Annotated in this window: 20 protein-coding genes; 11 read left to right on the forward strand and 9 right to left on the reverse strand. The window is 74.7% G+C overall.

Annotated features, from left to right (window positions below; translation table 11 throughout):
* Positions 1-15 precede the first annotated feature (15 nt).
* Complete coding sequence (locus tag AC2A1K_RS04215) at positions 16-957, reverse strand: LysR family transcriptional regulator (protein ID WP_483895054.1); 942 nt, start codon at positions 955-957, stop codon at positions 16-18.
* An 89-nt stretch (positions 958-1,046) separates the two neighbouring features.
* On the opposite strand from AC2A1K_RS04215, the gene AC2A1K_RS04220 reads away from it, so the two are divergent.
* Genes AC2A1K_RS04220 through AC2A1K_RS04240 form a run of 5 tightly spaced genes read left to right on the forward strand, consistent with a single transcriptional unit; the run spans position 1,047 to position 5,283 of the window.
* Entirely contained in the window at positions 1,047-1,364 is a 318-nt protein-coding gene (locus AC2A1K_RS04220; RefSeq protein ID WP_483895055.1) for a DMT family transporter, read from the forward strand.
* Entirely contained in the window at positions 1,361-1,678 is a 318-nt protein-coding gene (locus AC2A1K_RS04225; protein WP_483895056.1) for a DMT family transporter, read from the forward strand. Before AC2A1K_RS04220 ends, AC2A1K_RS04225 begins: the two co-directional genes overlap by 4 nt.
* Positions 1,679-1,710: 32 nt before the next feature.
* Positions 1,711-2,130: a Rossmann-fold NAD(P)-binding domain-containing protein gene (locus AC2A1K_RS04230; protein ID WP_483895102.1), complete on the forward strand. Its 420-nt coding sequence runs from the start codon at positions 1,711-1,713 to the stop codon at positions 2,128-2,130.
* A gap of 24 nt (positions 2,131-2,154) precedes the next feature.
* On the forward strand, positions 2,155-3,186 hold the full coding sequence (locus AC2A1K_RS04235; RefSeq protein WP_483895057.1) for an alcohol dehydrogenase catalytic domain-containing protein: 1,032 nt from the start codon (positions 2,155-2,157) through the stop codon (positions 3,184-3,186).
* A gap of 27 nt (positions 3,187-3,213) precedes the next feature.
* The gene (locus AC2A1K_RS04240) at positions 3,214-5,283 is read left to right on the forward strand and encodes a helix-turn-helix domain-containing protein (RefSeq protein ID WP_483895058.1); all 2,070 of its coding nucleotides are present in this window, start codon (positions 3,214-3,216) and stop codon (positions 5,281-5,283) included.
* A gap of 6 nt (positions 5,284-5,289) precedes the next feature.
* On the opposite strand, the gene AC2A1K_RS04245 is transcribed toward AC2A1K_RS04240, so the two are convergent.
* On the reverse strand, positions 5,290-5,577 hold the full coding sequence (locus tag AC2A1K_RS04245) for a BMC domain-containing protein (protein WP_483895059.1): 288 nt from the start codon (positions 5,575-5,577) through the stop codon (positions 5,290-5,292).
* A gap of 170 nt (positions 5,578-5,747) precedes the next feature.
* Complete coding sequence (locus AC2A1K_RS04250; protein ID WP_483895060.1) at positions 5,748-6,512, reverse strand: GPP34 family phosphoprotein; 765 nt, start codon at positions 6,510-6,512, stop codon at positions 5,748-5,750.
* A gap of 135 nt (positions 6,513-6,647) precedes the next feature.
* Between AC2A1K_RS04250 and AC2A1K_RS04255 the strand changes: the two genes are divergently transcribed.
* Positions 6,648-8,891 (forward strand): S9 family peptidase, encoded by a 2,244-nt coding sequence (locus AC2A1K_RS04255; RefSeq protein ID WP_483895061.1) that lies wholly within the window; start codon positions 6,648-6,650, stop codon positions 8,889-8,891.
* 106 nt (positions 8,892-8,997) lie between these two features.
* On the opposite strand, the gene AC2A1K_RS04260 is transcribed toward AC2A1K_RS04255, so the two are convergent.
* From AC2A1K_RS04260 to AC2A1K_RS04270, 3 genes are all read right to left on the reverse strand, one after another.
* The gene (locus AC2A1K_RS04260; RefSeq protein ID WP_483895062.1) at positions 8,998-10,584 is read right to left on the reverse strand and encodes an ABC-F family ATP-binding cassette domain-containing protein; all 1,587 of its coding nucleotides are present in this window, start codon (positions 10,582-10,584) and stop codon (positions 8,998-9,000) included.
* Positions 10,585-10,765: 181 nt separating this feature from the next.
* A complete protein-coding gene (locus tag AC2A1K_RS04265; protein ID WP_483895063.1) occupies positions 10,766-11,398 on the reverse strand; it encodes an Asp23/Gls24 family envelope stress response protein in 633 nt (210 codons plus the stop codon).
* A complete protein-coding gene (locus tag AC2A1K_RS04270) occupies positions 11,395-11,985 on the reverse strand; it encodes an RNA polymerase sigma factor (RefSeq protein WP_483895064.1) in 591 nt (196 codons plus the stop codon). Before AC2A1K_RS04270 ends, AC2A1K_RS04265 begins: the two co-directional genes overlap by 4 nt.
* A gap of 456 nt (positions 11,986-12,441) precedes the next feature.
* Between AC2A1K_RS04270 and AC2A1K_RS04275 the strand changes: the two genes are divergently transcribed.
* Both AC2A1K_RS04275 and AC2A1K_RS04280 read left to right on the forward strand, forming a co-directional pair.
* Positions 12,442-12,732 carry a hypothetical protein gene (locus AC2A1K_RS04275; RefSeq protein WP_483895065.1) on the forward strand — a complete coding sequence of 97 codons (291 nt, stop codon included), beginning with the start codon at positions 12,442-12,444 and terminating at the stop codon, positions 12,730-12,732.
* Positions 12,729-13,589 (forward strand): STAS domain-containing protein, encoded by an 861-nt coding sequence (locus AC2A1K_RS04280; RefSeq protein ID WP_483895066.1) that lies wholly within the window; start codon positions 12,729-12,731, stop codon positions 13,587-13,589. Before AC2A1K_RS04275 ends, AC2A1K_RS04280 begins: the two co-directional genes overlap by 4 nt.
* A 26-nt stretch (positions 13,590-13,615) precedes the next feature.
* On the opposite strand, the gene AC2A1K_RS04285 is transcribed toward AC2A1K_RS04280, so the two are convergent.
* From AC2A1K_RS04285 to AC2A1K_RS04295, 3 genes are all read right to left on the reverse strand, one after another.
* Positions 13,616-14,812 carry an FAD-dependent monooxygenase gene (locus tag AC2A1K_RS04285; protein ID WP_483895067.1) on the reverse strand — a complete coding sequence of 399 codons (1,197 nt, stop codon included), beginning with the start codon at positions 14,810-14,812 and terminating at the stop codon, positions 13,616-13,618.
* Complete coding sequence (locus AC2A1K_RS04290) at positions 14,809-15,135, reverse strand: hypothetical protein (RefSeq protein ID WP_483895068.1); 327 nt, start codon at positions 15,133-15,135, stop codon at positions 14,809-14,811. Before AC2A1K_RS04290 ends, AC2A1K_RS04285 begins: the two co-directional genes overlap by 4 nt.
* A 66-nt stretch (positions 15,136-15,201) precedes the next feature.
* A complete protein-coding gene (locus AC2A1K_RS04295) occupies positions 15,202-17,511 on the reverse strand; it encodes a GMC oxidoreductase (RefSeq protein ID WP_483895069.1) in 2,310 nt (769 codons plus the stop codon).
* A gap of 137 nt (positions 17,512-17,648) precedes the next feature.
* Between AC2A1K_RS04295 and AC2A1K_RS04300 the strand changes: the two genes are divergently transcribed.
* Genes AC2A1K_RS04300 through AC2A1K_RS04310 form a run of 3 tightly spaced genes read left to right on the forward strand, consistent with a single transcriptional unit; the run spans position 17,649 to position 21,888 of the window.
* On the forward strand, positions 17,649-17,876 hold the full coding sequence (locus AC2A1K_RS04300) for a DUF1707 domain-containing protein (RefSeq protein WP_483895070.1): 228 nt from the start codon (positions 17,649-17,651) through the stop codon (positions 17,874-17,876).
* Positions 17,873-19,006 carry an alpha/beta hydrolase gene (locus tag AC2A1K_RS04305; RefSeq protein WP_483895071.1) on the forward strand — a complete coding sequence of 378 codons (1,134 nt, stop codon included), beginning with the start codon at positions 17,873-17,875 and terminating at the stop codon, positions 19,004-19,006. The genes AC2A1K_RS04300 and AC2A1K_RS04305 overlap by 4 nt, the downstream gene beginning before the upstream one ends.
* Before the next feature lie 35 nt (positions 19,007-19,041).
* The gene (locus AC2A1K_RS04310) at positions 19,042-21,888 is read left to right on the forward strand and encodes an AfsR/SARP family transcriptional regulator (protein WP_483895072.1); all 2,847 of its coding nucleotides are present in this window, start codon (positions 19,042-19,044) and stop codon (positions 21,886-21,888) included.
* The last annotated feature ends 24 nt before the right edge of the window (positions 21,889-21,912 follow it).

Here is a 21,912-nt window from a genome sequence, read left to right on the forward strand (position 1 = left end):
AAGTCCCCCCACCCGCTATACGTTGGATACGGCGGAAACGCCATCGCGGCTCGCGATCTCGCGGATCAGCCGGTGCAGGCGCGCGGTTGCCGCCGATCGGCGGTGGTGCTCCGGCCCGAGCATCGTGAGCACCCGGGCGCCGAGGTCGGCGGTGGTCCCGTAGGCCTCGACACCCTCGTTGGGCTGAGACGACAGCGTGAGCTCGGGGACGATCGCCGCGCCGAGCCCCGCGGCCACCAGGGCCAGCATCGTGCGCGACTCGGTGCAGACGTGCCGGTGCCCGGTCGCCACGCCGTGCTGATCGGCGAGGCGGTCGAGCACACGGGTCACGACGTGCCGCCGCGGCGTCGTCACCCACGCGCCCGCGAGGAGCTCGGCGAACGTCTCCGGCAGCGCCCACACCCGCGGGACGACGATCCGGAAGGGGTCGCGGCGCAGGTCGTCCTCGACGAGCCCGGGGTGCGGTCCCGGCCCGGGCGTCGTGGCCTCGGAGTAGCGCTCGCCGAGGAGCAGGTCCAGCTCCCCGGCCCGGACGAGGTGCACGCCCTCCTGCGCGTCGACCTCCACGACCTGGACCTCCAACGACGGGTCGCTGACGGCGGTCTCCTGCAGCGCGGGCACGACGAAGCTCCCGAGTGCGGTCGCGAAGCCGCCGACCCGCACCGTGCCCGCGGCACCCTCGCGTCGGCGGTCGACCTCCCGCTGCGCGCCGGCGAGCGCGTTCGCGACGTCCTCGGCACGGTCGGCGAGGGCGAGGCCGGCGGTCGTCAGCGTGACCGTCCGCCCGCCCCCGCGCCGGGTCCGGTCGAGCAGCGGGAGACGGGTCTCGGCCTCGAGGCGGGAGAGGTGCTGGGAGACGCCGGACGCGGTGAGGTGCAGGGCCGCGGCGGCGGCGGCGACGCTGCCCGTGCGGTGCACGGCGCGGAGCACGAGGAGCCGGTGGGGATCGATCGGCATTCACTCATACTGAATCAGCACGGCAGGAGAAGTCACTCCCGCTGACGGCCTCCGGCTCGCACGATGACCCCGTGCCAAGGAGAGGTCCGGTGTTGCTCGCCGGCACGATCGTGTGCGAGGTCCTGGCGACGTTCGCGCTGCCCGCCTCGGAGGGCTTCACCCGCGTGCCGGGCACGCTGGGCGTGCTCGCCGGCTACGCGGCGGCCGTCGTGCTGTTCTCCCGCGCCCTCGACCACGGCCTGCCCCTGGGCGTCGGCTATGCGACCGTCACCGGCTGCGGGCTCGTGTCGGCGACGGCCCTGAGCACCGTCCTGCTCCACGAGCCGGTGACCGCGATCCAGGCCGCCGGCCTCCTGCTCGTCCTCGGCGGGACCGTGCTGCTGCAGCGTCGCGCGTCGCCGTCGTGATCGAGACACTGCTGCTCGCGGGCTCGGTCGCAGCTCAGGGGGTGTCGATCCCGGCGATGCGTGCCGCCGACGGCCTGCGCCGGGTCCGCTGGGTGCTCGTCGCGGTCGTCGCCATGGGCCTCTCGGTCCTGCTGATGGCCCGCGCCCTGGCGCTGGGCATGCCGCTCGCGGTCGGCTACGGCGTGTGGAGCGGCGCGGGCGTCGCGCTGGGTGCCGTCACGGGAGCGCTGGTGTTCCGCGACCGCCTCGCCGCCGCCCAGATCGTCGGGCTGGGGCTCGTGCTGGGCGGGGTGCTGCTGGTCCACGGGGGCTGAGCCCGGCCCGATCCGCGGCGGACGCGATCGCGCTGGGCAGCCACGGCGAGGAGATGGTCATCCCGCTCTCGCGGACCGGGCACGACGGCCGCCCGCTCGCGCAGCTCGTGGCACCCGCGCGGCTGAACGCCGTCGTCGACCGGGCGCGCGGCTCGGGCGCCGAGGTCGTCGGCCTGCTGCAGAGCGGGAGCGCGTTCCTGGCGCCGGGGATGTCCGCGGCGCGGATGGTGCTCGCGATGGTGCGCGAGACCGGCGAGGTGATGTCCGCGTCCGTGCTCGCCGACGGCACCTACGGCATCCGCGACGTCTACCTCGGCCTGCCCGTGCGCCTCGGCCGCCACGGGCTGCGCGAGATCGTGAACGTCCCCCTGGCACCCGAGGAGCTGGCCGCGCTGCGGGAGGCGGGCGAGCGCATCCGCACCCGGCTCGGCGAGACGGCCGCGGTGTCATGAGAGCCCCCCGATGAGAGCCGCCCGATGAGAGCCCTGGTGCACGCCGGTCACGGGCAGGTCCGCGTCGAGGACGTGCCCGACCCGCGGCTGTGCGCGCCCACCGACGCGATCGTGCGGGTGCGGCGCGCGGCGGTGTGCGGCACCGACCTGCACGTCCTCGCCCACCCCGAGGAGCTGCCCCGCGGCTTCGTCCTCGGCCACGAGTTCGTCGGCGAGGTCGTCGAGCGCGGCGACGGGGTCCGCGAGCACGCGCCGGGCGACCTCGTGGTCGGCGCCGACTACACGGCCTGCGGACGGTGCTGGTGGTGCCGCCGCGGCGACCACTGGCAGTGCTCGGACCGCCGCTTCTTCGGCACCGGCAGCCTGTTCGGACCGCCGCTGGCCGGTGCGCAGGCGGAGCTGGTCCGCGTCCCGCACGCCGACACCGTCCTCGTCGGGCTGGGAGAGGGCATCGACGTGAACGCCGCGGTGTTCCTCGGCGACACCGCGGCCACCGGGTACGCGGCCCTGCGCCGGAGCGGCACCGAGCCCGGCGAGACCGTGGCGATCCTCGGCGGGGGACCGGTCGGGCAGGTCACGAGCCTCGTCGCGCAGGCGATCGGCGCCGGCGTGGTCGTCGTGGTGGAGCCGGTCGCCGAGCGCCGGGAGATCGCCGCCCGCGAGGGCGCGGTGGCCGCGGCTCCCGACGACGCCCGGAAGGTGATCGACGCGGCCACCGACGGACGCGGCGCCGACGTGGTCGTCGACGCCGTCGGGGGCGAGCGGGGCCTGGCGCTCGCGCTCGACCTGGTGCGGCGCCGCGGGCGGGTGGCCTCGGTCGGCGTCCCCGGCGAGACCGTCGCGTTCCCCGCCGCGCGGGCGTTCACCGAGGAGCTCGCGTTCTCGTTCGCGGTCGGCGACGTCATGCGCGACGCCGGGCCGCTGCTGGCGCTCGTCCGCGCCGGCGTGCTCGACCCGAGCGTCGTCGCCACCGAGACGGTCGATCTCGACGGCGCCGTCGAGGCGTATCGCCGCATGGGCGAACGACTTACGCTCAAGACGCTGATCCGCCCGTAGCCGGTCGGACTCGGAGAGGTGGATCCGATGACGCCGGTCGACGTGGACCGCGCCCCGGGGCGCAGCGCGGCCGTGAAGCGGCTGCGCGACCTGCTCGCCACGCTGCCGGAGTCCGCCGACGAGGCGCTGGTCGACCTCGAGGGCGCCGTCGCCGCGGCGCTGGGCGACGGGGCCGCCGTCGTCGTCGACCCGCCCACCCCCCTGCCCGGCCACCGCGTCGTGCGCGTCGGGCGGATCGCGGTGACCTGGACGACCGAGTGCCTCCCCGACGAGGACCTCCTGGCCCAGGCCTGCGCCTGGGCGACGCTCGCGCTCGACCGCGAGGACGCGACGCGCGCGCTCGAGGACGCCGCCGAGGAGACGGTGATCGTCACCGAGGTCGTCGAGCGGCTGCTCTCCGAGCACGACGTCGACCAGCTCCTGCTCTCCATCGCGACCCGGACCCTGGCGCTGCTGGACTCCGACATCTGCGGGGTGTTGCTGCGCGAGGGCGACGAGGTCGCGATGCGCTCCTGCGTCGGCCACCGGGTGATCGACACCGCGCGGCTGCGGATGAAGCGGGGGATGGGTGTGGCCGGGCTCGTCTTCGAGACCGGGCACCCGGCGAAGGTCGACCGCTACGTCGACGACGAGACCATCAGCCGCGACTTCGTCGGGCTCGCCGAGCGCGAGCAGACCGAGTCCGCGCTCGCCGTGCCGCTGGCGCTGCCCGGGGAGTTCCTCGGCGTGCTCGAGGTGTGGCGCCGGCGCGCCTCGGTGTTCACCGAGCAGGACGTGCGGCGGATGGTCACGCTCGCCAACTTCGCGACGATCGCGCTGCGCAGCGCCCGCCTCCACGACGAGCAGGTCCGCGCCAACGCCGACCTCGAGAAGGCGCACGCCGCGCTGAAGCACCAGGTCGGGGTGCTCGGCGGGACCGCCGAGCTGCAGCACGCGATGCTGACCACCGTGCTCGAGGGCGGGGGCCTGGCGGCGCTCACGCGGCGGGTCGCGGACCGGCTCGGATGCCGGGTCGGGATTTACGACGCCGGCGGCGCGCTGCTCGCGGGACACGGCGGCGAGGGACTGCCCGACCGTCTCCCGGTGAAGGGCGGCCGCGGCAAGCGACGCTCGGGCCTGCCGCCGACCGCCCGGGTGCAGCCCGTGTACGCCGACGGCGACGAGGTCGGGTGCGTGTGCCTGCTGCCGGGCGACGACGAGCACGCCGAGATGCTCGACGCCGTCGTCGGTCAGGTCGCGATGGCGTGCTCCCTGTCGCTGCTGCGCGAGCGCGCCGCGAGCCGGGCGCGCCACGAGGCACTGAGCGAGGTGCTCTGGGACCTCGTCCAGGGTCCGCCCGAGCACCGGGTCGCCGCCCGGGCGCGCGCCCAGCAGATGGGCGTCGCCCTGGGCCCCGGGATGCGCGTGATCCACGGCCAGCTCGAGAACGTCGAGGAGCTCGCGACCCGGCACGGCTGGGACACCTCGCGCACCGACCGACTGCGCCGCGACGTCGTGCGCGCCCTGCGCGACCGCGAGGAGGGCCCGCGGCTCGCCCTGGTCGGGCTGCGCGGCGACCTGGTCGTCGCGGTGGCCGAGACCCCGCACTCGGCGGCCGCGAAGGAGCTGGTCGCGCACATCGTGACCTCGGCGCGCGGTGAGGCGGCGGACCTGCGCTCCTCGTGGGGGGTGAGCAGGCCTCACGACGAGGTCGACGCGCTGCCGGCGGCGTTCAACGAGGCGCAGACCGCGCTGTCCGCGTCGCACCGCCTCGGTGGCAACAACGTCTCGCTCTACGAGGAGCTCGGCGTCGTCCGGCTGCTGCTGGGGTCGGGCTCGGACCCGGACCTGCAGACGTTCATCGACGACGTCACCGGCCCGCTCGTCGCCTACGACCGGGAGAACGACGGCGCGCTGGTGCGCACGCTGCGGGCGTTCTTCGACGCCGACTGCTCCCAGCGCGTCGCGGCCGAGAAGCTGTTCGTGCACCACAAGACGCTGCGCTACCGGCTGGAGCGCATCAAGTCGCTGACCGGCCTGGACCTCTCGCGCCACGACGACCGCATGCGCGCCGACGTCGCGCTGCGCCTGCTGCAGCTCAACGGCGCCGGGAGCTGAGACGCGCTACGGCAGGTGCGAGAGCGCGGTGTCCAGGATCGCCTCGGTGTCGCCCGCCGGGCGCGGGATGATGTGCGCGGCGTAGAGCTCGCCGACCGACGTCGCGGCCACCTTCCCGGCGTCGAGGGCCGCGGTGACCGCCCCGACGTCCCCGCGCACGATCACCGACACCTGCCCGTTGCGCAGCGTCCGGTAGCCCTCCACCACGACGTTGGCCACCTTCACCATGGCGTCGGCGGCCTCGATGGCGCCGACCAGGCCACGGGTCTCGATCATGCCGAGCGCGCCGTTCATGGGGCCTCCCTGGAGCTCCGGGTCCCCGTCAGCCTCCGTCGGCGCTCGCCCGCTGACCGTGACGCGCGGGGACAACGCCGGGCCCGGCCGTTGTCCCCGCGCGTACCGGGGTCAGCTCCCCGGCGGCCGGTGGGCGCCGTGGGCCGTGGCGGCGGTGCCGGGGGTGCTGGTCATGTCAGGCATCGGGCCTCCCGTGATCTCGGCCGGTCCCGTGGGCCGGCGACATCGGCACTCGCATCGCGGCGAGGCGCCGAAGGTTCCCAGCGCGCACGGTTCTGGATCGTGCGTGCGCGTGCCGGGGCCGGCCGCAGCTCGGCGGCGGCGGCGCGGCGGGCGGCGATGGCGAAGAGCGCGCCCTCGCGGAACCCGGGCAGCGCCGACTCGACCCGGTCGGCGACGACCCTGAACGCGTCCCGGTGCCGGTGCTGCTCGCGGATCGGGAAGGTGACGGCGACGTGGCCGTCGGCGGCGAGCACGGCGAGCACGTCGTCGGCGACGGCGGCCGAGGCGGGCCTGCCCAGGACGGCGGCGCGCACCCGGGCCCGCAGCGTCTCGACCGAGCCGTGGTCGGCGACGGTCGTCCGCCGCACGGGGACGAGACCCCACCGGCGACGCCACGCGGTCCGGAACGCCGTGTCCGTGGCGAGCACCGCGTCCTCGGCCCGGTCGACGTCCTCGTCGATCACGCGGAACCAGCTCCGCGGCCGGGCGGCCGGCACCGCGTCGAGGACGGCGGCGAGGAAGGGCTCGTCGGGGCGGGTCGCGCCCGACACGCGCTCGACCCGCCCGCCGGCCGCGTGCAGGTGCCCGCACAGGGTCAGCTCGGCGACCGCCGCGGCGCGCAGGAGCGGGCCCCGGACGAGCCCGCTGGCGACGTCGAGACGTCCCTTGGCGGTGTCGTACGAGAGCCGGAGCATCTGCTGGGGCAGGTTCACGACGACGAGCCGACACCGTGCCGCAACGGCAGGGTCAAGGGTGGCTCGGATCACCCTGCGGGCGGTCTTGAGTGTGCCGTGACGGCCGGGTGTTCCGTCGGCGGCGACCACCCCGCGACCGGAGGGACGAGCACCATGACCGAGCTGACCGACGCCGACTACGCCCGCGCCGAACAGATGCTGGGCCCGTATCGGGCGCGGCGCGTGCCCGGTGCCGCGGTGACGCCGCAGTGGAGCAGCGACGGCACCCGCTTCTGGTACCGGGTCGGGTCGCGCTTCCTCGTGGTCGACCCGGGCGAGGGCACCCGCCGCGACGCGTTCGACCACGACCGGCTCGCCGCGGCGCTGTCGGCCGCGTCGGGCAAGGCCGTGACGGCCGACGACCTTCCGTTCACCGCGATCGACCTCGAGGCGAGCCAGGACGACGCGGTGCAGTTCTCGGCGTTCGACGCCGTCTGGGAGTGGTCGGACCGCGCCGGGACCTGCGTGCGCGTCGAGGAGCCGCAGCCGGGGATCAGCGAGGTCCCGTCGCCCGACCGGGCGTGGATCGCCTTCCGCCGCGACGGCAACGTCTGGGTCCGCTCGCGCGACGGCGACCAGGAGCTCGCGCTCACCGACGACGCCGAGCCCCACCACGGCTACGGCTTCCTGCCCGAGCCGCTGAACTCGGGGATGATGATGCGCAAGCTCGGCGTGGACCCGCTGATCGTGCACTGGTCCCCGGACTCGACCCGGCTGCTCGTGCCCCGCATCGACCAGCGCGACCTGCCCGAGCAGGTGCTCGTCGAGTCGTCGCCGGCCGGCGGCGGCCGCCCGGTCGCACACCACATCCGCTACCCGATGCCCGGTGACCAGGCCCAGTCGACCCTCGCGTGGACGGTGCTGGACGTGCCCGCGCGGACCGTCGTCGTCCAGCAGGACGACCCGGAACCGCTGCTGCACCCCGGCGCGCTCATGACCGCGTGGTGGACCGGCGAGAAGGGCGACACCGTCCACCTCGTGCACCGCTCGCGCGACGTGAAGACCCTCGAGCTGCGCCGCCTCGACCCGGCCACCGGGGCGATCACCACGCTGATCAGCGAGACCGGCGAGACCCGCGTCGACCCGACCCCGGAGCTCGGGGAGACGCCGATGGTCCACGTCCTCGAGACCGGGGAGATCCTCTGGTGGTCGCAGCGCGACGGGTGGGGGCATCTGTACCTGTACTCCCCGGACGGCGCCGTCGAGCAGGTCACGCGTGGCCAGTGGCTCGTGCGCAAGCTCCTGTGGGTCGACGAGGAGCGCCGCCACGTGTGGTTCGTCGCGAACGGCCTCGTCGACACCGACCCGTACGTGCGCCAGATCGTCCGGGTCGGTCTCGACGGCACCGGGTTCACGCGCCTCACCGACGACGCGCTCGACCACGACGCGGTGAGCCCGCCCGAGGGCGGCTACGTCGTCGACCGAGCCTCCGACGTCGCGACCCCGCCGCGGTCGGTGGTGCGCGGCGGTGACGGCCAGGTCGTCGTCGAGCTCGAGTCTCCGGACGCCCGTGCGCTGGAGGCCCTCGGCTGGGAGCCGCCCGAGCGGTTCCGCACCACTGCGGCCGACGGGAAGACCCCGATCTACGGGTTGCTCTGGAAGCCGCACGGCTTCGACCCCCAGCAGCGCTATCCGGTGATCGACTGCATCTACCCCGGCCCGCAGATCCATCGGTCGTCGCCGGCGTGGGACACCGTGCTCCCCGGGGAGGCCGAGGCGTTCGCCGCACTCGGGTTCGCCGTGGTCACCGTCGACGGGCGCGGGACACCGGGGCGCAGCAAGGCGTTCCACGACGAGTCGTACGGCGCGCTCGACGACGCCGGCGCGCTGGTCGACCACGTCGCCGCGATCCGCGAGCTGGGCCTGCGCCACCGGTGGATCGACACCGAGCGCGTCGGGATCACCGGGCACTCCGGGGGCGGGTTCGCCACCGGCCGCGCCATGGTCGCGCACCCGGAGTTCTACACGGTCGGTGTCGCCTCGGCCGGCAACCACGACATCGGCTGGTACGTCCCGATGTGGATCGAGTGGTACCACGGCTCGGCCGACGACGAGGCGCGCAAGGCGATGTCGACCCCGGCGCTGGCCGCGAACCTGCGGGGCAAGCTGCTGCTGATCCAGGGCGAGCTCGACGACAACGTGCTCCCGTTCCACGCGCTGCGTCTCGTCGATGCGCTGGTCGAGGCGGACAAGGACGTCGACCTGCTGATCATCCCGGGAGTCGAGCACGCGCTGCTCGGCCGGCGGCACTACGCGACGCGTCGGACCTGGGACTACTTCGTGCGCCACCTGCACGGCACCGAGCCGCCGTCACACCGGCTCGCACCGTTGCCTCTACCGACCCCGGGCGGGCTCTAGGAGACCCCTTCGTCCCGGGCTTCGGCGAGCACCACGAGCCCGACGTGTGCCCGGGAGGTGAGCGTCATGCGCGGCCGTCGCCGGGGACGTCACTCAGGTGGGCCGGTCAGATGACGGCGGGCCAGTCGGCGAGGTCGCGCAGCATCTGACGATCGTGGGTCGCCACGACGACGGCGGCGCCGGTGTCGCGCAGCGCCGCGGTGAGCTCGTCGACCAGGGTGGCCGACAGGTGGTTGGTCGGTTCGTCGAGCAGGACGAGATCGGGCGTCGTCGTCAGCACGAGCGCGAGGTGCAGTCGCCGCCGCTGGCCCTCGGACATCCGGCCGACCGGTGTGCGCATCGCCTCGCGGTCGAGCAGTCCGAAGGCCCCGATGCCCGCCCGCTCGGCGAGGTCCTGCGGGGTGCGGTCGGGGTGCCCCCACGCCGGCCCCTCCTGGGTCAGCAGCGCGAGCCGCGGTCCGCGGGTCACCTGGCCGGTGGTCGGCGCCGGCCGCCCGGCGAGCACCGCGAGCAGCGTCGACTTCCCCGTCCCGTTCTCGCCCGTGACCACCAGGCGGTCGCCGGCGTCGAGCACCAGGGACACCGGCTCGGTGAGACGCCCGGCGACGGTGACGTCGTCGGCCCGCAGCACGCCGGTGCCGCGCCGGGCGCCCAGCTCGGGCCAGCGCAGGGCCAGCGGCGGGGGCGGGACGGTGACCTCGTGCGCCGCGAGCACGGCCTGCTGGCGGTGCAGCGCCCGGACCACGCCGGGCGCGCGGGACTGGCGCTCGTGCTTGCCGTGGCCCTTGTCCGGACGCCAGCCGGTGGAGAGGCGATCGCGGGCCTGCGCGACCGTGTCGGTGAGCCGGCGCCGTTCCTCCTGCTGCTCGGCGTGCTCCTGTGCCCAGCGCTCGCGGTCGCGGCGCCGGGCCTCCTGCCACGCCGCGTATCCGCCGGCGTACAGCGTGGCGTGCCCGTCGCGGCTGGGGTCGAGGTCGAAGTACCGGTCGGCCACGTCGCCGAGCAGGGCCCGGTCGTGGCTGACCACCGCGAGCCCGCCGGCGTGCTCCCGCAGCCGCCGGGTGAGGAACGCGAGGCCGTCGGCGTCGAGGTGGTTGGTCGGTTCGTCGAGCAGCAGCAGGTCGTGGTGCGTGCCGAGCAGGCAGGCCAGCCGCACGCGGTAGCGCTGGCCGACCGACAGCGTGTCCAGCGCGCGCTCCCGGTCGGTGCAGGCGCCCAGGGCCTCGAGCGCGACGCCGACGCGGCGCTCGGCGTCCCACGCGTCGAGCCGGGTCGCGGCGTCGAGCGCCGCCGCGTACCGGTCGTCTCCGCCCTCGACGCCCGCGACGAGCTCCGCGGTCGCGTCGTCGAGTGCCGCCAGGGCGGCGACCGAGGCGCGCAGGGCCTCCGTGGTCAGGGTGCCGACCGTGTCGCCCGGCGCGGCCGGGAGCTCCTGGCGGGCCAGGCCGGTCGTGCCGGCGCGGGTCACGCGCCCCTCGTCGGGCGCGAGGACGCCCGCGAGGACGTGCAGCAACGTGGTCTTGCCGCGGCCGTTCTCGCCGACGATCGCCAGCCGCGAGCGATGCGACACGGTGACCGTGACGTCGTTCAGCACGCGACGGGCGCCGCGGGTGACGCCGACCCGGTCGGCGCGGATGTGGGCGCCGCCGTCGTCGACGCCGGCAGGGCAGGACAGGGTCTCGGGGGAAGGCACAGGGGGCTCCGCAGCTCGGGATCGAGCCGGGCAGCACGGAACGCGCCGCCCGGGAAGGACACCGGGACGGCGGGCGCGGATCCGGGGAGAAGGGGCGCCGCCGTCAGCGGGCGGTGCGCACCTTCTGCGACCACGGGCCTGGACACATGGCTGCCATGATACCGGCGCGGCGCGGTGCGAATCAGGTGAAGACGTCGTCGATGTGTACCGAGACGTCGACGGGGTCGAGACCGGTGATCTGGCGAACGCGGCGGGTGACCTCGGCGCGGATCGTCGCGCTCAGGGCGATGAGGTCGACGCCGTAGTCCGCGGCCAGGGTGATCTCGATGGCGGTGCTGCGGCCGGCGACCCCGGCGACCACCTGCGCAGCGTCGGCGCCGGATTGCTCGACGCGCACCACGGCCCCCTCGGCCTGGTCCTGGTCGTCAGGAGGAGGCGCCAGGGTGGAGAGCGCGACACGGACCCCGGCGATGTCCTGGGCAGCCTCGCGAGCGGTGACCACGACGACCCGGGCGGCGATCCGGGTGACGCCTCGGGGCCCGGACAGCGTGGCGTAGCCGGGGTCGGCGGTCGCCGCGCGCAGGCGCGCGAATGCGGTGTCCAGCAGCGACTTCGGAGCGCGCAGATCGGCCGCGGCCATCTCGCGGACCGGGCGCCACAGCCGGTCGTACTCGGCGAGCGCGGCTCGACAGTGCGGACAGTCGGCCTGGTGATCGGTCGGGACGGCGGCCCGTCCGGCGGAGACCTGATCGAAGATCAGGTCGACGCGGGCCCCACAGGCGAGTCGCTCGACAGGTTCAGGAGCGTCGGTCATGACCACTCCCGCAGATCGTCGAGCAGGTGGCGACGGGCACGGAATATTCTGCCGCGCACGGTCGGCTCCGACAGTTTCAGGACGGCGGCGACCTCGTCGTAGGAGAGCCCCTCCATCTCGTGGAGCACCAACGCCGAGCGCAGATCCGCGGGCAGCCGCGCGAGCGCGCGGCTGGTCGCGTCGACCTGCTGGCGCGCGAGGACGGTGTCCTCGGGTCCGGGGACGGGAGGGTGGTCGGTCTCGCGCAGTACCCGGGTCGGTGGACGACGCCGCCGTCGATGGTTGAGGCACCGATTGATCACGACCCGGTACAGCCAGGTGGTGAAGCTCGAGGTGCCGGTCAGTCCGCTCAGCGCGGTCCAGACCTGGATGGCCACGTCCTGGGTGACGTCCTCGGCGTCGTCCAGGTCGCCGAGCATGCGCACCGCAATCCGGAAGATCCGGTCGCGGTGGCGGCGGATGAGGACCTCGCCCGCGTCGAGGTTGCCGCGCCGGGCCCTCTCGACCAGCCACGCGTCGGACTCGGGGTCCAGGCCCGACCGGCCCGCGGTGCCGAGGTCGGGCCAGGAGTCGCCGGTTCGTGCCATGGCCACCCCCCACGCCTCCCACCGCACCCTTCGGCGCACCGACGAACCCCTGCAGTGAGGCACTGACCTCGGACGCAGCGGCCGGCGGGCGCTGGTCACGCTCCTCTGCGTGCTCCGCGGTTCCCCACCGGACTCGGCATCTTGCCTTCGCGAACGTCACTCCGAAGGTGATTCACCACACTCGATTCCTCGTGTGAGCCGTCGATGTCCGCGGTGTCTAACTCACCGGGAGACGTCGTCGGGGCCGGAGGCCGCTGGTCCGGGGGCGAGGCCCGCCGTCGGAGCGGAGGGGCCTTCGATGTCGGCTCGACTGCCTCGGGCCCTGGCGACGCTCCGAGTCTCGATCTTCTCCTGGCTCAGTGCGACGAGGTCACGTGAGAACGCCGGCGAAATCCGGCGCTCGGTGAGCGAGCACGTCGAGGCTCATCCCCTGCCCGACCCGGAAGGAGTCACCGCTTGACCAGCCACCCGCTCGAGGACTGCGAGAACGCGCCCGGGGGACGCGCCGCCCTGGCCCGGGGCTGTCTGTGCTCGGTCCTGGCCAACGCCGCCTTCCGCGCGGGCGGGGGCGGCGAACCGGCGCTGATCGAGCCCGGTTGTCCGGTCCACAACCCGAGCGACGACCCGGCTCACGACCCGGTTCTCGCCCCCGACCGCAACCCCGCCCACGCACCGGCCTCGTCGCGAGGGGCTCTGGAACCGGGCCCCTCCACCGGCCAGGACCCCGCTGATCCCTGGACCCCGTGAGCAGCCCGCTCCGCCCGGAGCCGCCGCCGGACCCGAGGCGCGTCCGAGAGGCCGTCGCCGTGGCGCTCGTGCTGGCCGGCGCGCCCCGGTCCACCGAAGCGCTCGTCGACGTCCTCACCGGCGCGCTGGCGCTGTGCTCCGCGCGCCACGGGCGCTTGACCGTGACCGGCGAGCACATCGAGGCGGCACTCGCGGCGATGCGGGACGACGGCGACGTGATCGAGTTCCCGGCCGCGTCGCCGCAGCACCACCGGCTGTGGACGCTGGCCTCGCCCCGCATCCGGAGTCCGCGGGTCCCGACCGGGTCGAGCGCCACCTCCGCCCCCTGCCCCACCGGCGCCGACGCGGCGGTGGTCGACCTCCGGGTGCTCCGCACCTCATCGCCGCAGGTCGTCCTGGTCCGCGCGGTCGGTGAGCTCGACCTCGCCAACCAGGATCAGCTGCTCGCCCGTCTCCGGGACGCGGGTCGAGCCATCGACGATTCCCGGCAGCGGCCTCGAGGCGAGAGCCCGCACACCGCCGGGATCGTCGTGGTCGACCTGCGCGGCGTCTCGTTCATCAGCGCGAGCGTGTGCAACGGACTGCTCACCGAGACGGCACGCAGCGATCATCGCCTGCGGTTGGTGCTCCATCCCGACGGAGTCCCGCGGCGTGCGCTGCGTGCGCTCGGGCTCGAGGCCGAACTGAGCATCCATCACGACCTCACCGCCGCACTGCTCCCCGCGCCGGATCCGACCCGAAGGCCAGGTTCTCGCGCCGCCGCCGACGACGGGCGCAGCTCGCCCGGAGTTCAGCGGATGCCTCGTCCTGAGACCTCGAACGGCACGACCACCTCGCCCGGGCCCCGGCCCAGGTAGAAGGGCGTCGCGCGTGTGGGGTGGGGTCAGAGGGCGGCGTCGCGCTCGGCGTGGCTCGCGTCGTGTCCGTGGATCCAGCTCGGGGCGGAGAGGACGTCCTGGTCGGCGTACGCCGCGTCGCGCGCCCTCTGCTCCGCCCCGTCGGGCAGGTGGTCGACCTCGATCCGATCCCGGCTGGCCTGCGCGACGGCGTCGGTACGGGGACGCCGGCTGCGTTCGTAGCGTGCGAGCGCGCCCAGCGGATCGCGGTCCGGGTCCTCGAGCAGGCACCGGGAGAGAACCGCGGCGTCCTCGAGAGCCTGGGCCGCCCCCTGGGCGAGGAACGGGACCATCGGGTGGGCCGCGTCGCCGAGGAGCGTCGTCCGACCGCGGCTCCAGCGTGGCAGGGGCATGCGGTCGAACAGCGCCCAGCGCGCGGTGGTCTCGACCCCCTCGAGGAGTTCCCGGAGGCGGGGGTCCCAGCCGACGTACTCGACTCTCAGGTCGGCGGGGCTGCCGGCCGCGGCCCACGACTCGTCCCGCCAGCGCTCGGTGGGGGCGACGGCCACGATGTTGATCAGCTCACCGGACCGGACGGGGTAGTGGACGACCTGGCGTCCGGGCCCGAGCCAGACCGTCTGCACCGGCCGGCGCGCGACCTCCGGCGCCCGGTCGGCGGGCACCAGCGCCCGGAACGCACTCAGGGAGGTGAACCGGGCCGGCGTCGGCGGGATCACGCTGTCGCGCACCACCGAGTGCTTCCCGTCGGCCCCGACCACCACGTCGGCCTCGATCGTCGAGCCGTCGACGAGGGTCAGTCGTGCCGCGGTGTCCACGTCTCCGGGCTCCACGTCGATGCATCGTTGCTCGGTGCGCAGGACGCCGTAGGGCACCGCCGCACGCAGCAGATCCAACAGGTCGGCCCGGTGCACGGTCGCCGTCCCCATGCCGTGGCGACGGCGGGCCTCGTCGGAGAAGCGCTCGACCGAGAGGACTCGACCGTCCGCCCAGCGTCGCCGCTCGAACCCCTCCTCCAGCTCGACGGCGGATTCGAGGAGCGCTCCGTCGAGCCCGAGCGCGTCCAGCACCCGTCGGGCGTTCGGGGTCATCACCACGCCCGCGCCGCCCCCGAAGAGCAGGCGGGCCTGCTCGTACACGGAGACCTCGATGCGGGGCCGGCGCGCCAGCAACGCGGCGAGCGCCAGACCCCCGACGCCGGCGCCCACCACCGCCACCCGGGTCATCGCGGCGCCCGCACCCGGCTCGTGTCCCGCGCCTCGATCAGGCGGCGGGCGAGTGCGCCGAGCCGACCGACCTCGCCGAGCGGCGCCTCGAGCAGCGCGGCCACCACCTGGCGCCACCGGACGCCCCTGACGTCGACGGATCCGCGCTCCTGCAGGACCGCCAGCAGCTCGAGCCCGTCACGGCTGATCTCCTCGACGCCGGTCACGTCGACGGCCGCCGTGGACGCGTCGTCCGGCGCGAGACCGGCCAGCGCGACGGCGTCGAGGTGGCCGCTCGGCGTCGTCGCGCCGACGGGGTCCGGGGTGGGGGACGGGGGATACATCGTGGGCGTTCCTCGGTGTCGTCGGCTTCGACGACACCGAGGCTGGGCGGCTCCGGTAACGATCCACTACGAGTCCGCTACTCCGGGCGCCGCGCCGTCGACGGAGGTGTCGACGGAGGTGTCGACGGAGGCGCCCCCGTACACGTCCCAGAGCTCGCCGAGGAAGAAGCACCCGAACCGCCGGAGGGTCTGCGCCCCGCCGGGGCCGGAGGTCCGGAAGGTGGCGAGCTGGCGTGCGAGATCGGCTTCGTCCAGGCGGAGCACACCCGCGCCCACGATCGCCGCCTCCGCCGCGGCGTCCGCCTCGGCGTGGCCGTCCAGGAGCCGCGCGTACAGCGTGGTGGTGTCCGTCCACAGGTCCACTCCCGGGCCGTCGTGGATCTCCTTGCGCCCGACCAGGGTGCGGGCGCGACCCTCGGCGTCGACGAGCCACAGCCGGTAGATCATCCGGCGGGAGCGCGAGGTCTCGCCGGCGACGAACAGGTTGAACCACCCGCGCCGGACCTCGACGCGACCACCGAGCGCGTCGGCCTCCACCCATCCCGCGGCACGCGCGAGGTGCTCCCGGCTCGCGACGAACCGTTCGACGTCGTCGATGGTGATCGTGAGACGGAACGCGATGTCGTGTCCGGTCCTCCCGCCACGGGCCGGATCCCGCTCCCCGGCCCGGAGGCGACCGTGCATCTCCTCGGTGAACGACAGGCCGGAGCGGGGGCGCGCCGCGGGACGCCGGAGCGGTTCCTCGAGGATCCGCGACGCCAGCCGGTCGGCGTGCGCGGCGATGGTCAGCGAGGGGTTGGGCCCCACCGGACCGGGCATGGCGGCACCGTCGGCCACGTACAGCCCGGGGTGCCCGAAGACCTCCCCGCGGTGGTCGCAGACACCGGCGTCGGGATGCCGCGCCATCGGAGCGCCGCCGAGCGGGTGCACCGTCACGACCCGTCGGAAGAACCACAGCGGGTTGTCCCGGAAGGTCGTGCCGAGGGTGTCCGAGACCGCCGCCATGGTCGCGCGCACCCGCGCGAAGTAGTCGGCGCTGGACGCGGTCGTCCATTGCACGTCGAGGCGGCCGTCCCGCAGTCGCATGACGCCGTCGGGGACGTCGCGGCCCATCCCGAGCAGCGGCAGCGTGCCCGCCGAGAGGACACCGTCGCCGATGAGCCGCGACACCTCGTCGCCGAATCCGGCGTCCTCACCGGTTCCGAGGCGCCGCGTGATCCAGTCCAGCACGAACCCCGCGGCACGGCGCACCTGGCCGGCCTGGAGGGGCTCGACCATCCAGTCGACGAACCCGGGGTAGCCACCGTCCTGGAGGTAGAAGCCGCGCCCGTCACCTTCGCCGTCGTGCGCGTCGCCCACCCGGATCGTGCTGGTGATCACCGGCCCGTGGCTGGCCTCGAACACCTGCTCCCGGTCACCGGGCAGGAGGAAGGTGAGGAGATCGCCGTTGCCGCAGTAGCGCGTGCCCAGGGCGTCGCCCAGTCCGGGCAGGGCCGCGCGGTTGCGCAGCAGCAGGAGCGTGGTGCCGTACGTCCCGGCCCCGAGGACGACGCGATCGGCCGTCACGGTCCGCTCACGAGGCACGGCGTCCGGGTCGTCGGGGTCGCGACGGAGGTAGGTGATCCGGTACCCGCCGCCGTCGCGCGGCGCGAGTCCGCGCACCTCGGCGAGGGTGCGGATGTCGGCGCCGTGGTGGGCGGCCGCCGAGAGGTAGGTGTGGTCGAGGCTGTTCTTGGCGCCGGTGTTGCAGCCGATGTCGCAGGCCCCACCCAGGTCGCAGGTCCGTCGGGGCACGCCGTGGAGGTTGCCGTACTCCGGAGGGGCGATCGGGGCGCCGATCTCGGGGTCACCGCCGGCGCCGGAGGCGAACGTGACCGCGAGCGGCGGTCGGGACCATGCGAGGCCGAGACGCGTCGCGGCCCGGCGCATGGCCTCGGTCTTGGGCGTTCCGTTGTGTGGATAGGGGACGGGGACGAGCATCCGCTCGACCGCGTCGTAGTGCGGGTCGAGATCGGCGCGGGTCACCGGCCACGACTCGTACCCGCCGCCGGGCAGCGGCTCCTCGTGCACGAACCACTTCTCGTCCTTGCGCAGCAGGACGTTGGCGTAGATCAGCGAGCCGCCGCCGAGCCCACTCGAGACGAGTGACTCGAAGCCGTCGAAGCTCCAGACGTCGAACAGTCCGTGCATCCCGGCCGACGGCTCCCAGAAGGCGCGGCCCATCTGCGCGGGCGACCGCGGGAAGGACCCCGGGGGGTGCGCGCGACCGCGTTCCAGGACGACGACCGAGCGTCCGGCCTCGGCGAGCCGGAAGGCGCTCACCGCACCGCCGAAGCCCGACCCGACCACCAGCGCGTCGACGTGCTCGTCGGTCACGGGTTGACCTCCTAGGTCTCGGGCCGATTCGTCCGATCGGAGCATTCATGACGGTGCTACCGGTCGCCCAGGGTTTCACTACCGCGTTGGTAGGACGGTGGTAGCGGATCCCTAGCAGCCCTGGGGACGGTGCCGGCATGGGTTCGTCGAGCACGGAGCCGCGGGACGGTGACGGACGGCCCGCGCCCGACGAGCGGGCCGCGGTGGCCGACGCGCTGAGCGCGGCCTACGCGCAGGGGCGGATCACCCTGCCGGACTACCTCGCGCGCACCGCCCGCGTCTGGGAGGTGACGAGCCAGGTCGAGCTGGTGGGCCTCCTCGACGACGTGTCCGTCCGGGCCCGGTGGGAGGCTCGGCGCCCATGACCATCCCGCACCACACCCTCGAGGGCGTCGTCGACGCCGCGGTGAGCAGCCACCGCTTCACCACCGGCGACGGCCTGGAGCTCTCGCTGCTGCGCTTCCGGCGCGGCAGGGACGACGGTGACGCCGTGCTCGTCGTCCACGGGCTGACCACCTCCACGGACATGTTCGTGATGCCCGAGCACCGCAACCTGGTCACGTGCCTGCTCGACGCGGGCTACGACGTGTGGTGCCTGGACTACCGGATGAGCGAGCGGCACCCCTACAACCGGACGCCGCACCGGTACACCCTCGACGACTGTGCCCGGTACGACTTCCCTCCCGCGGTGGACCTGGTGCGGGAGCACATGGCGGGGCGTCGGCTGCACGCCGTCACGCACTGCGTGGGGGCGATGACGTTCCTGATGAGCCTGGCGGCGGGGCACATCGGCGGCATCGCGAGCGTGGTCGCGAACAGTCTGGCCCTCACCCCCCGCGTGCCGTGGTGGTCCGAGATCAAGCTCGCCGTCGGTCCGGATCTGTGCGAGCTCCTCGGGCTCAACCTGCTGGATCCACGCTGGACCCAGGACCGGGGTCCGTTGCTCACCCGATCCGTCGCCCGCGTCATCGACCTGGTCCACCGCGAGTGCGACGTCCCGGCCTGCCACGTGCTGAGCCTGATGTGGGGGACCGGGTGGCCGGCGCTCTGGCAGCACGGCAACCTCGACGAGCGCACCCACCGACGCGCCGCGGACCTCTTCGGAGCGACCACGGTGCACTACTATCGCCACCTGCACCGCATGGTCCGCGCCGGCGTCGCGGTGCCCTTCGACCCGGACGACGTGACGTCGGGTCGCCTGCCGGCCGACTACCTGCGCGGTGCCGCCGGGATCGAGACGCCGATCCTGTTCACCACGGGCGCCGAGAACCGCGTGTTCAGCGACTCGAACGTCGAGTGCCACCGGCGACTCCGCGAGCTCGGGGCACGGCAGCACGAGCTGGCCGTGTTCGACGGCTACGGCCACCAGGACGTGTTCATGGGGCGCGACGTCGCGCGGGACACCGTGCCGCGAATGCTCGAGTTCCTCGCCCGGGCGGGGACGGGGGGATCGGACGGAGTGCGATCCGGAGCACGACCACCCGGAACGGCGTAGCGGCCGTCAGTCGGACGGAGTAACTTTCCTCGGCCGTGGTGCTTTGTCCGGGTCAGGGTGAACGCTGGGAGTTCCGGCTGCTCGGGCCGATCGAGGTGCGCGCGTCCGGCCGGACGCTCGGCCTCGGGGGGCCGAAGCCACGCACCCTGCTCGCGACCCTGCTCCTGTCGGCCGACCAGGTCGTCAGCACCGAGCGGCTGGTCGACGCGCTGTGGGGGAACGACCCGCCGGCGAGCGCGCGCACGCAGCTCCAGGGGTACGTCTCGGCGCTGCGCAAGTGTTTCGCGGACGTCGACGCCACCCGGTCCGTCATCGTCACCGAACCGACGGGCTACCGGCTGCTCAGCCGGCCCGACGAGATCGACGTCGCGGCGTTCGAAGCCCGCGCGGACGAGGCGGCCCGGACGGCGGCCGAGGGCCGACCGGGGGAGGCGGCGGCCGGGTACAAGGACGCGTTGGCCCTCTGGAGGGGACCGGCTCTCGGCGGCGCGAGCGAGACGCTGGCGCCGGCCCGCGACCACCTGGAGGAACGTCGGCGCGCGGCGCAGGACGGTCGCATCGACGCGGAGCTGCGGATCGGCCGGCATCACGAGCTGATCCCCGAGCTGCGCGACCTGGTCGCCGAGGATCCCCTGCGCGAGGTCCCGCGCGCCCGGCTCATGCTCGCGCTCTACCGCGCCGGACGATCCGCCGATGCCCTGGCCGTGTACCGCGAGGGCCGCGAGCTCCTCGTCGACGAGCTCGGCATCGACCCCGGGGCCGAGCTGCGGCGACTCGAGCAGGCGATCCTGAACGCGGACCCGGAGCTGGACGTGCCGTCGGTCCCGGAGCCCACGGCGGGCGAGGAGCCACGTCCTGTCCAGCTCCCGCCCGACATCGGCGACTTCACGGGACGGACCGGCGAGGTCGACGACCTGCTCGGCGTCCTGCGCCCGGGTCCGTCGTCCCCGACCGCGGTGCCCGTCGTCGCGGTCGCCGGGCCCGGCGGGGTGGGGAAGTCGACGCTGGCGGTGCGCGTGGCCCACCTCGCGGCGGGGGACTTCCCGGACGGTCGGCTGCACGTGAACCTGCACGGTGCGGGCACGCGCCCGGCCCTCGCCGTGGACGTGCTCGGACTGTTCCTGCGGGCGCTGGGGGTCGTGCCCGCCCTCGTCCCGGACGGCCTCGAGGAGCGACGGGCGCTCTACCGGAGCCGCGTCGCCGGCCGACGTGTCCTGGTCGTCCTGGACGACGCCGCCGACGAGGCGCAGGTGCGCCCCCTGCTGCCCGGTGCGTCGAGCTGCGCGGTGGTCGTCACCAGCCGACGTCGGTTGGTCGGGCTCGAGGGCGCCCACCGCCTCGACCTCGACGTTCCCGAGCCGGAGATGGCGCACGAGCTGCTCGGCCGGGTGCTCGGGTCGGACCGCGTCGCGGCCGAGCCGTCCGCCGCCGCGGAGATCACGCGACTGTGCGGCTACCTCCCGCTGGCCGTCCGCATCGCCGGCGCGAAACTCGCCGCGCGCCCGCACTGGTCCCTCGCGCGTCTCGCCGAGAGCCTCGGCGACGAGCGGTTCCGTCTCGACGTGCTCCAGGCCGGGGATCTCGAGGTGCGCGCGGGCCTCGCACTGAGCTGCACGGGGCTGGATCCCGCTGAGCTGCGGGCGTTCCGGCTGCTCGGCCTGCTCGACGCCCCGGACTTCGCGGGCTGGGTCCTGGCGGCGCTGCTCGACGTCACCCAGCACCGCGCCGACGAGCTCCTCGACACCCTCGTCGAGGCGCGGCTCCTCGAGGTGGTGCCCGGCCGTGACGGCCGCGGCGCTCGCTACCGCTTCCACGACCTCGTCCGGGTGTACGCGCGCGAGCTCGTCGACGGGCACGAGGCGGCTGCGTCCCGGCGGGCCGCCCTGCGTCGCGCCCTCGAGGGATGGGTCCACGCGGCCGAGGACGCGGGCGCCCAGACCCCGAGCGCCTCGTTCGGGGTCGTCCTCGAGCCCGCGGTGGGATGGCGCGCGGAGCCGGGCGCGATCGCGGGGCTCGACGACGACCCCGTCGGCTGGTTCGAGGACGAGTGGGCGGCCCTCGTCGCCGCGCTCCACCAGGCCCGGGACCTGGGGTGCCACGATCTCGTCGTGGGGCTGGGCGGACGACTCGCTCCGTACTTCGTCGTCCGTGGCCGGTACGACGACTGGGGGTGCATCGCCGAGCTGACCGGGGCGGCCTCCCGCGAGGCCGGTGACCGGCGCGGTGAGGCCTCCGCCCAGCGGGCGCTGGGGGAGCTCGCCCTCCTGCGCCACCGCCTGGAGCCGGCTCGCGCGTGGTTCGAGCAGGCCCGTGACGGGTTCCGGCAGGTCGGCGACCGCCATGGCGAAGCGCTCGCGTCCTCGGGCCTCGGCGCCGTGGCGACGGAGGCCGGTGCGCTCGACGACGCCGGCGGCCATCTCGGGCGCGCGCGAGCCACCCTGCACGAGGTCGGTGATCGGCGAGGGGAGGCGTGGACGTGCCTGCGGCTCGGGAACCTCGCTCGCCGGCGGCGGCGCAACGACGAGGCGGTGAGATTCTTCGGGGAGGCCCTCGAGACCTTGGGCGGGAACCGCAGCTCGGTCGACGAGGCCGCGATCGCGGAACGGCTCGGGGCCGTGCACACCGTGGAGGGCCGCGTCGTGGAGGCACGGGCGGAACTGGACCGTGCGCTGCGCCTGCGGCGGGCCCACCGCGACCGCTTCGGCGAGGCGAACGCGCTGCGCGGGCTCGGTGAGGCCCACCGGGTCGGGGGAGACCACGTCCGCGCGCTGGAGTACCTCCGGGGGGCGCTCGACCTCTGGCGGGAGCTGGGCTTCGAGGTCGAGGCCGCGCGGACCGCGGTGTTCGTCAGAGAGGTGCGGGAGGCCGCGGCCGCCGAATGAGGGACAGGTCCGAGACGGGTCCGC

The sequence above is a fragment of the Actinomycetospora sp. 2LY8.5 genome (genome assembly GCF_057180585.1).

What these genes read in the sequence shown, in the direction of transcription:
- AC2A1K_RS04215 (WP_483895054.1), bottom strand. Translation starts at nt 957, where the DNA reads ATGCCGATCGATCCCCACCGGCTCCTCGTGCTCCGCGCCGTGCACCGC.
- AC2A1K_RS04235 (WP_483895057.1), top strand. Translation starts at nt 2,155, where the DNA reads ATGAGAGCCCTGGTGCACGCCGGTCACGGGCAGGTCCGCGTCGAGGAC.
- AC2A1K_RS04240 (WP_483895058.1), top strand. Translation starts at nt 3,214, where the DNA reads ATGACGCCGGTCGACGTGGACCGCGCCCCGGGGCGCAGCGCGGCCGTG.
- AC2A1K_RS04245 (WP_483895059.1), bottom strand. Translation starts at nt 5,577, where the DNA reads ATGAACGGCGCGCTCGGCATGATCGAGACCCGTGGCCTGGTCGGCGCC.
- AC2A1K_RS04255 (WP_483895061.1), top strand. Translation starts at nt 6,648, where the DNA reads ATGACCGAGCTGACCGACGCCGACTACGCCCGCGCCGAACAGATGCTG.
- AC2A1K_RS04265 (WP_483895063.1), bottom strand. Translation starts at nt 11,398, where the DNA reads ATGACCGACGCTCCTGAACCTGTCGAGCGACTCGCCTGTGGGGCCCGC.
- AC2A1K_RS04270 (WP_483895064.1), bottom strand. Translation starts at nt 11,985, where the DNA reads ATGGCACGAACCGGCGACTCCTGGCCCGACCTCGGCACCGCGGGCCGG.
- AC2A1K_RS04285 (WP_483895067.1), bottom strand. Translation starts at nt 14,812, where the DNA reads ATGACCCGGGTGGCGGTGGTGGGCGCCGGCGTCGGGGGTCTGGCGCTC.
- AC2A1K_RS04290 (WP_483895068.1), bottom strand. Translation starts at nt 15,135, where the DNA reads ATGTATCCCCCGTCCCCCACCCCGGACCCCGTCGGCGCGACGACGCCG.
- AC2A1K_RS04300 (WP_483895070.1), top strand. Translation starts at nt 17,649, where the DNA reads ATGGGTTCGTCGAGCACGGAGCCGCGGGACGGTGACGGACGGCCCGCG.
- AC2A1K_RS04305 (WP_483895071.1), top strand. Translation starts at nt 17,873, where the DNA reads ATGACCATCCCGCACCACACCCTCGAGGGCGTCGTCGACGCCGCGGTG.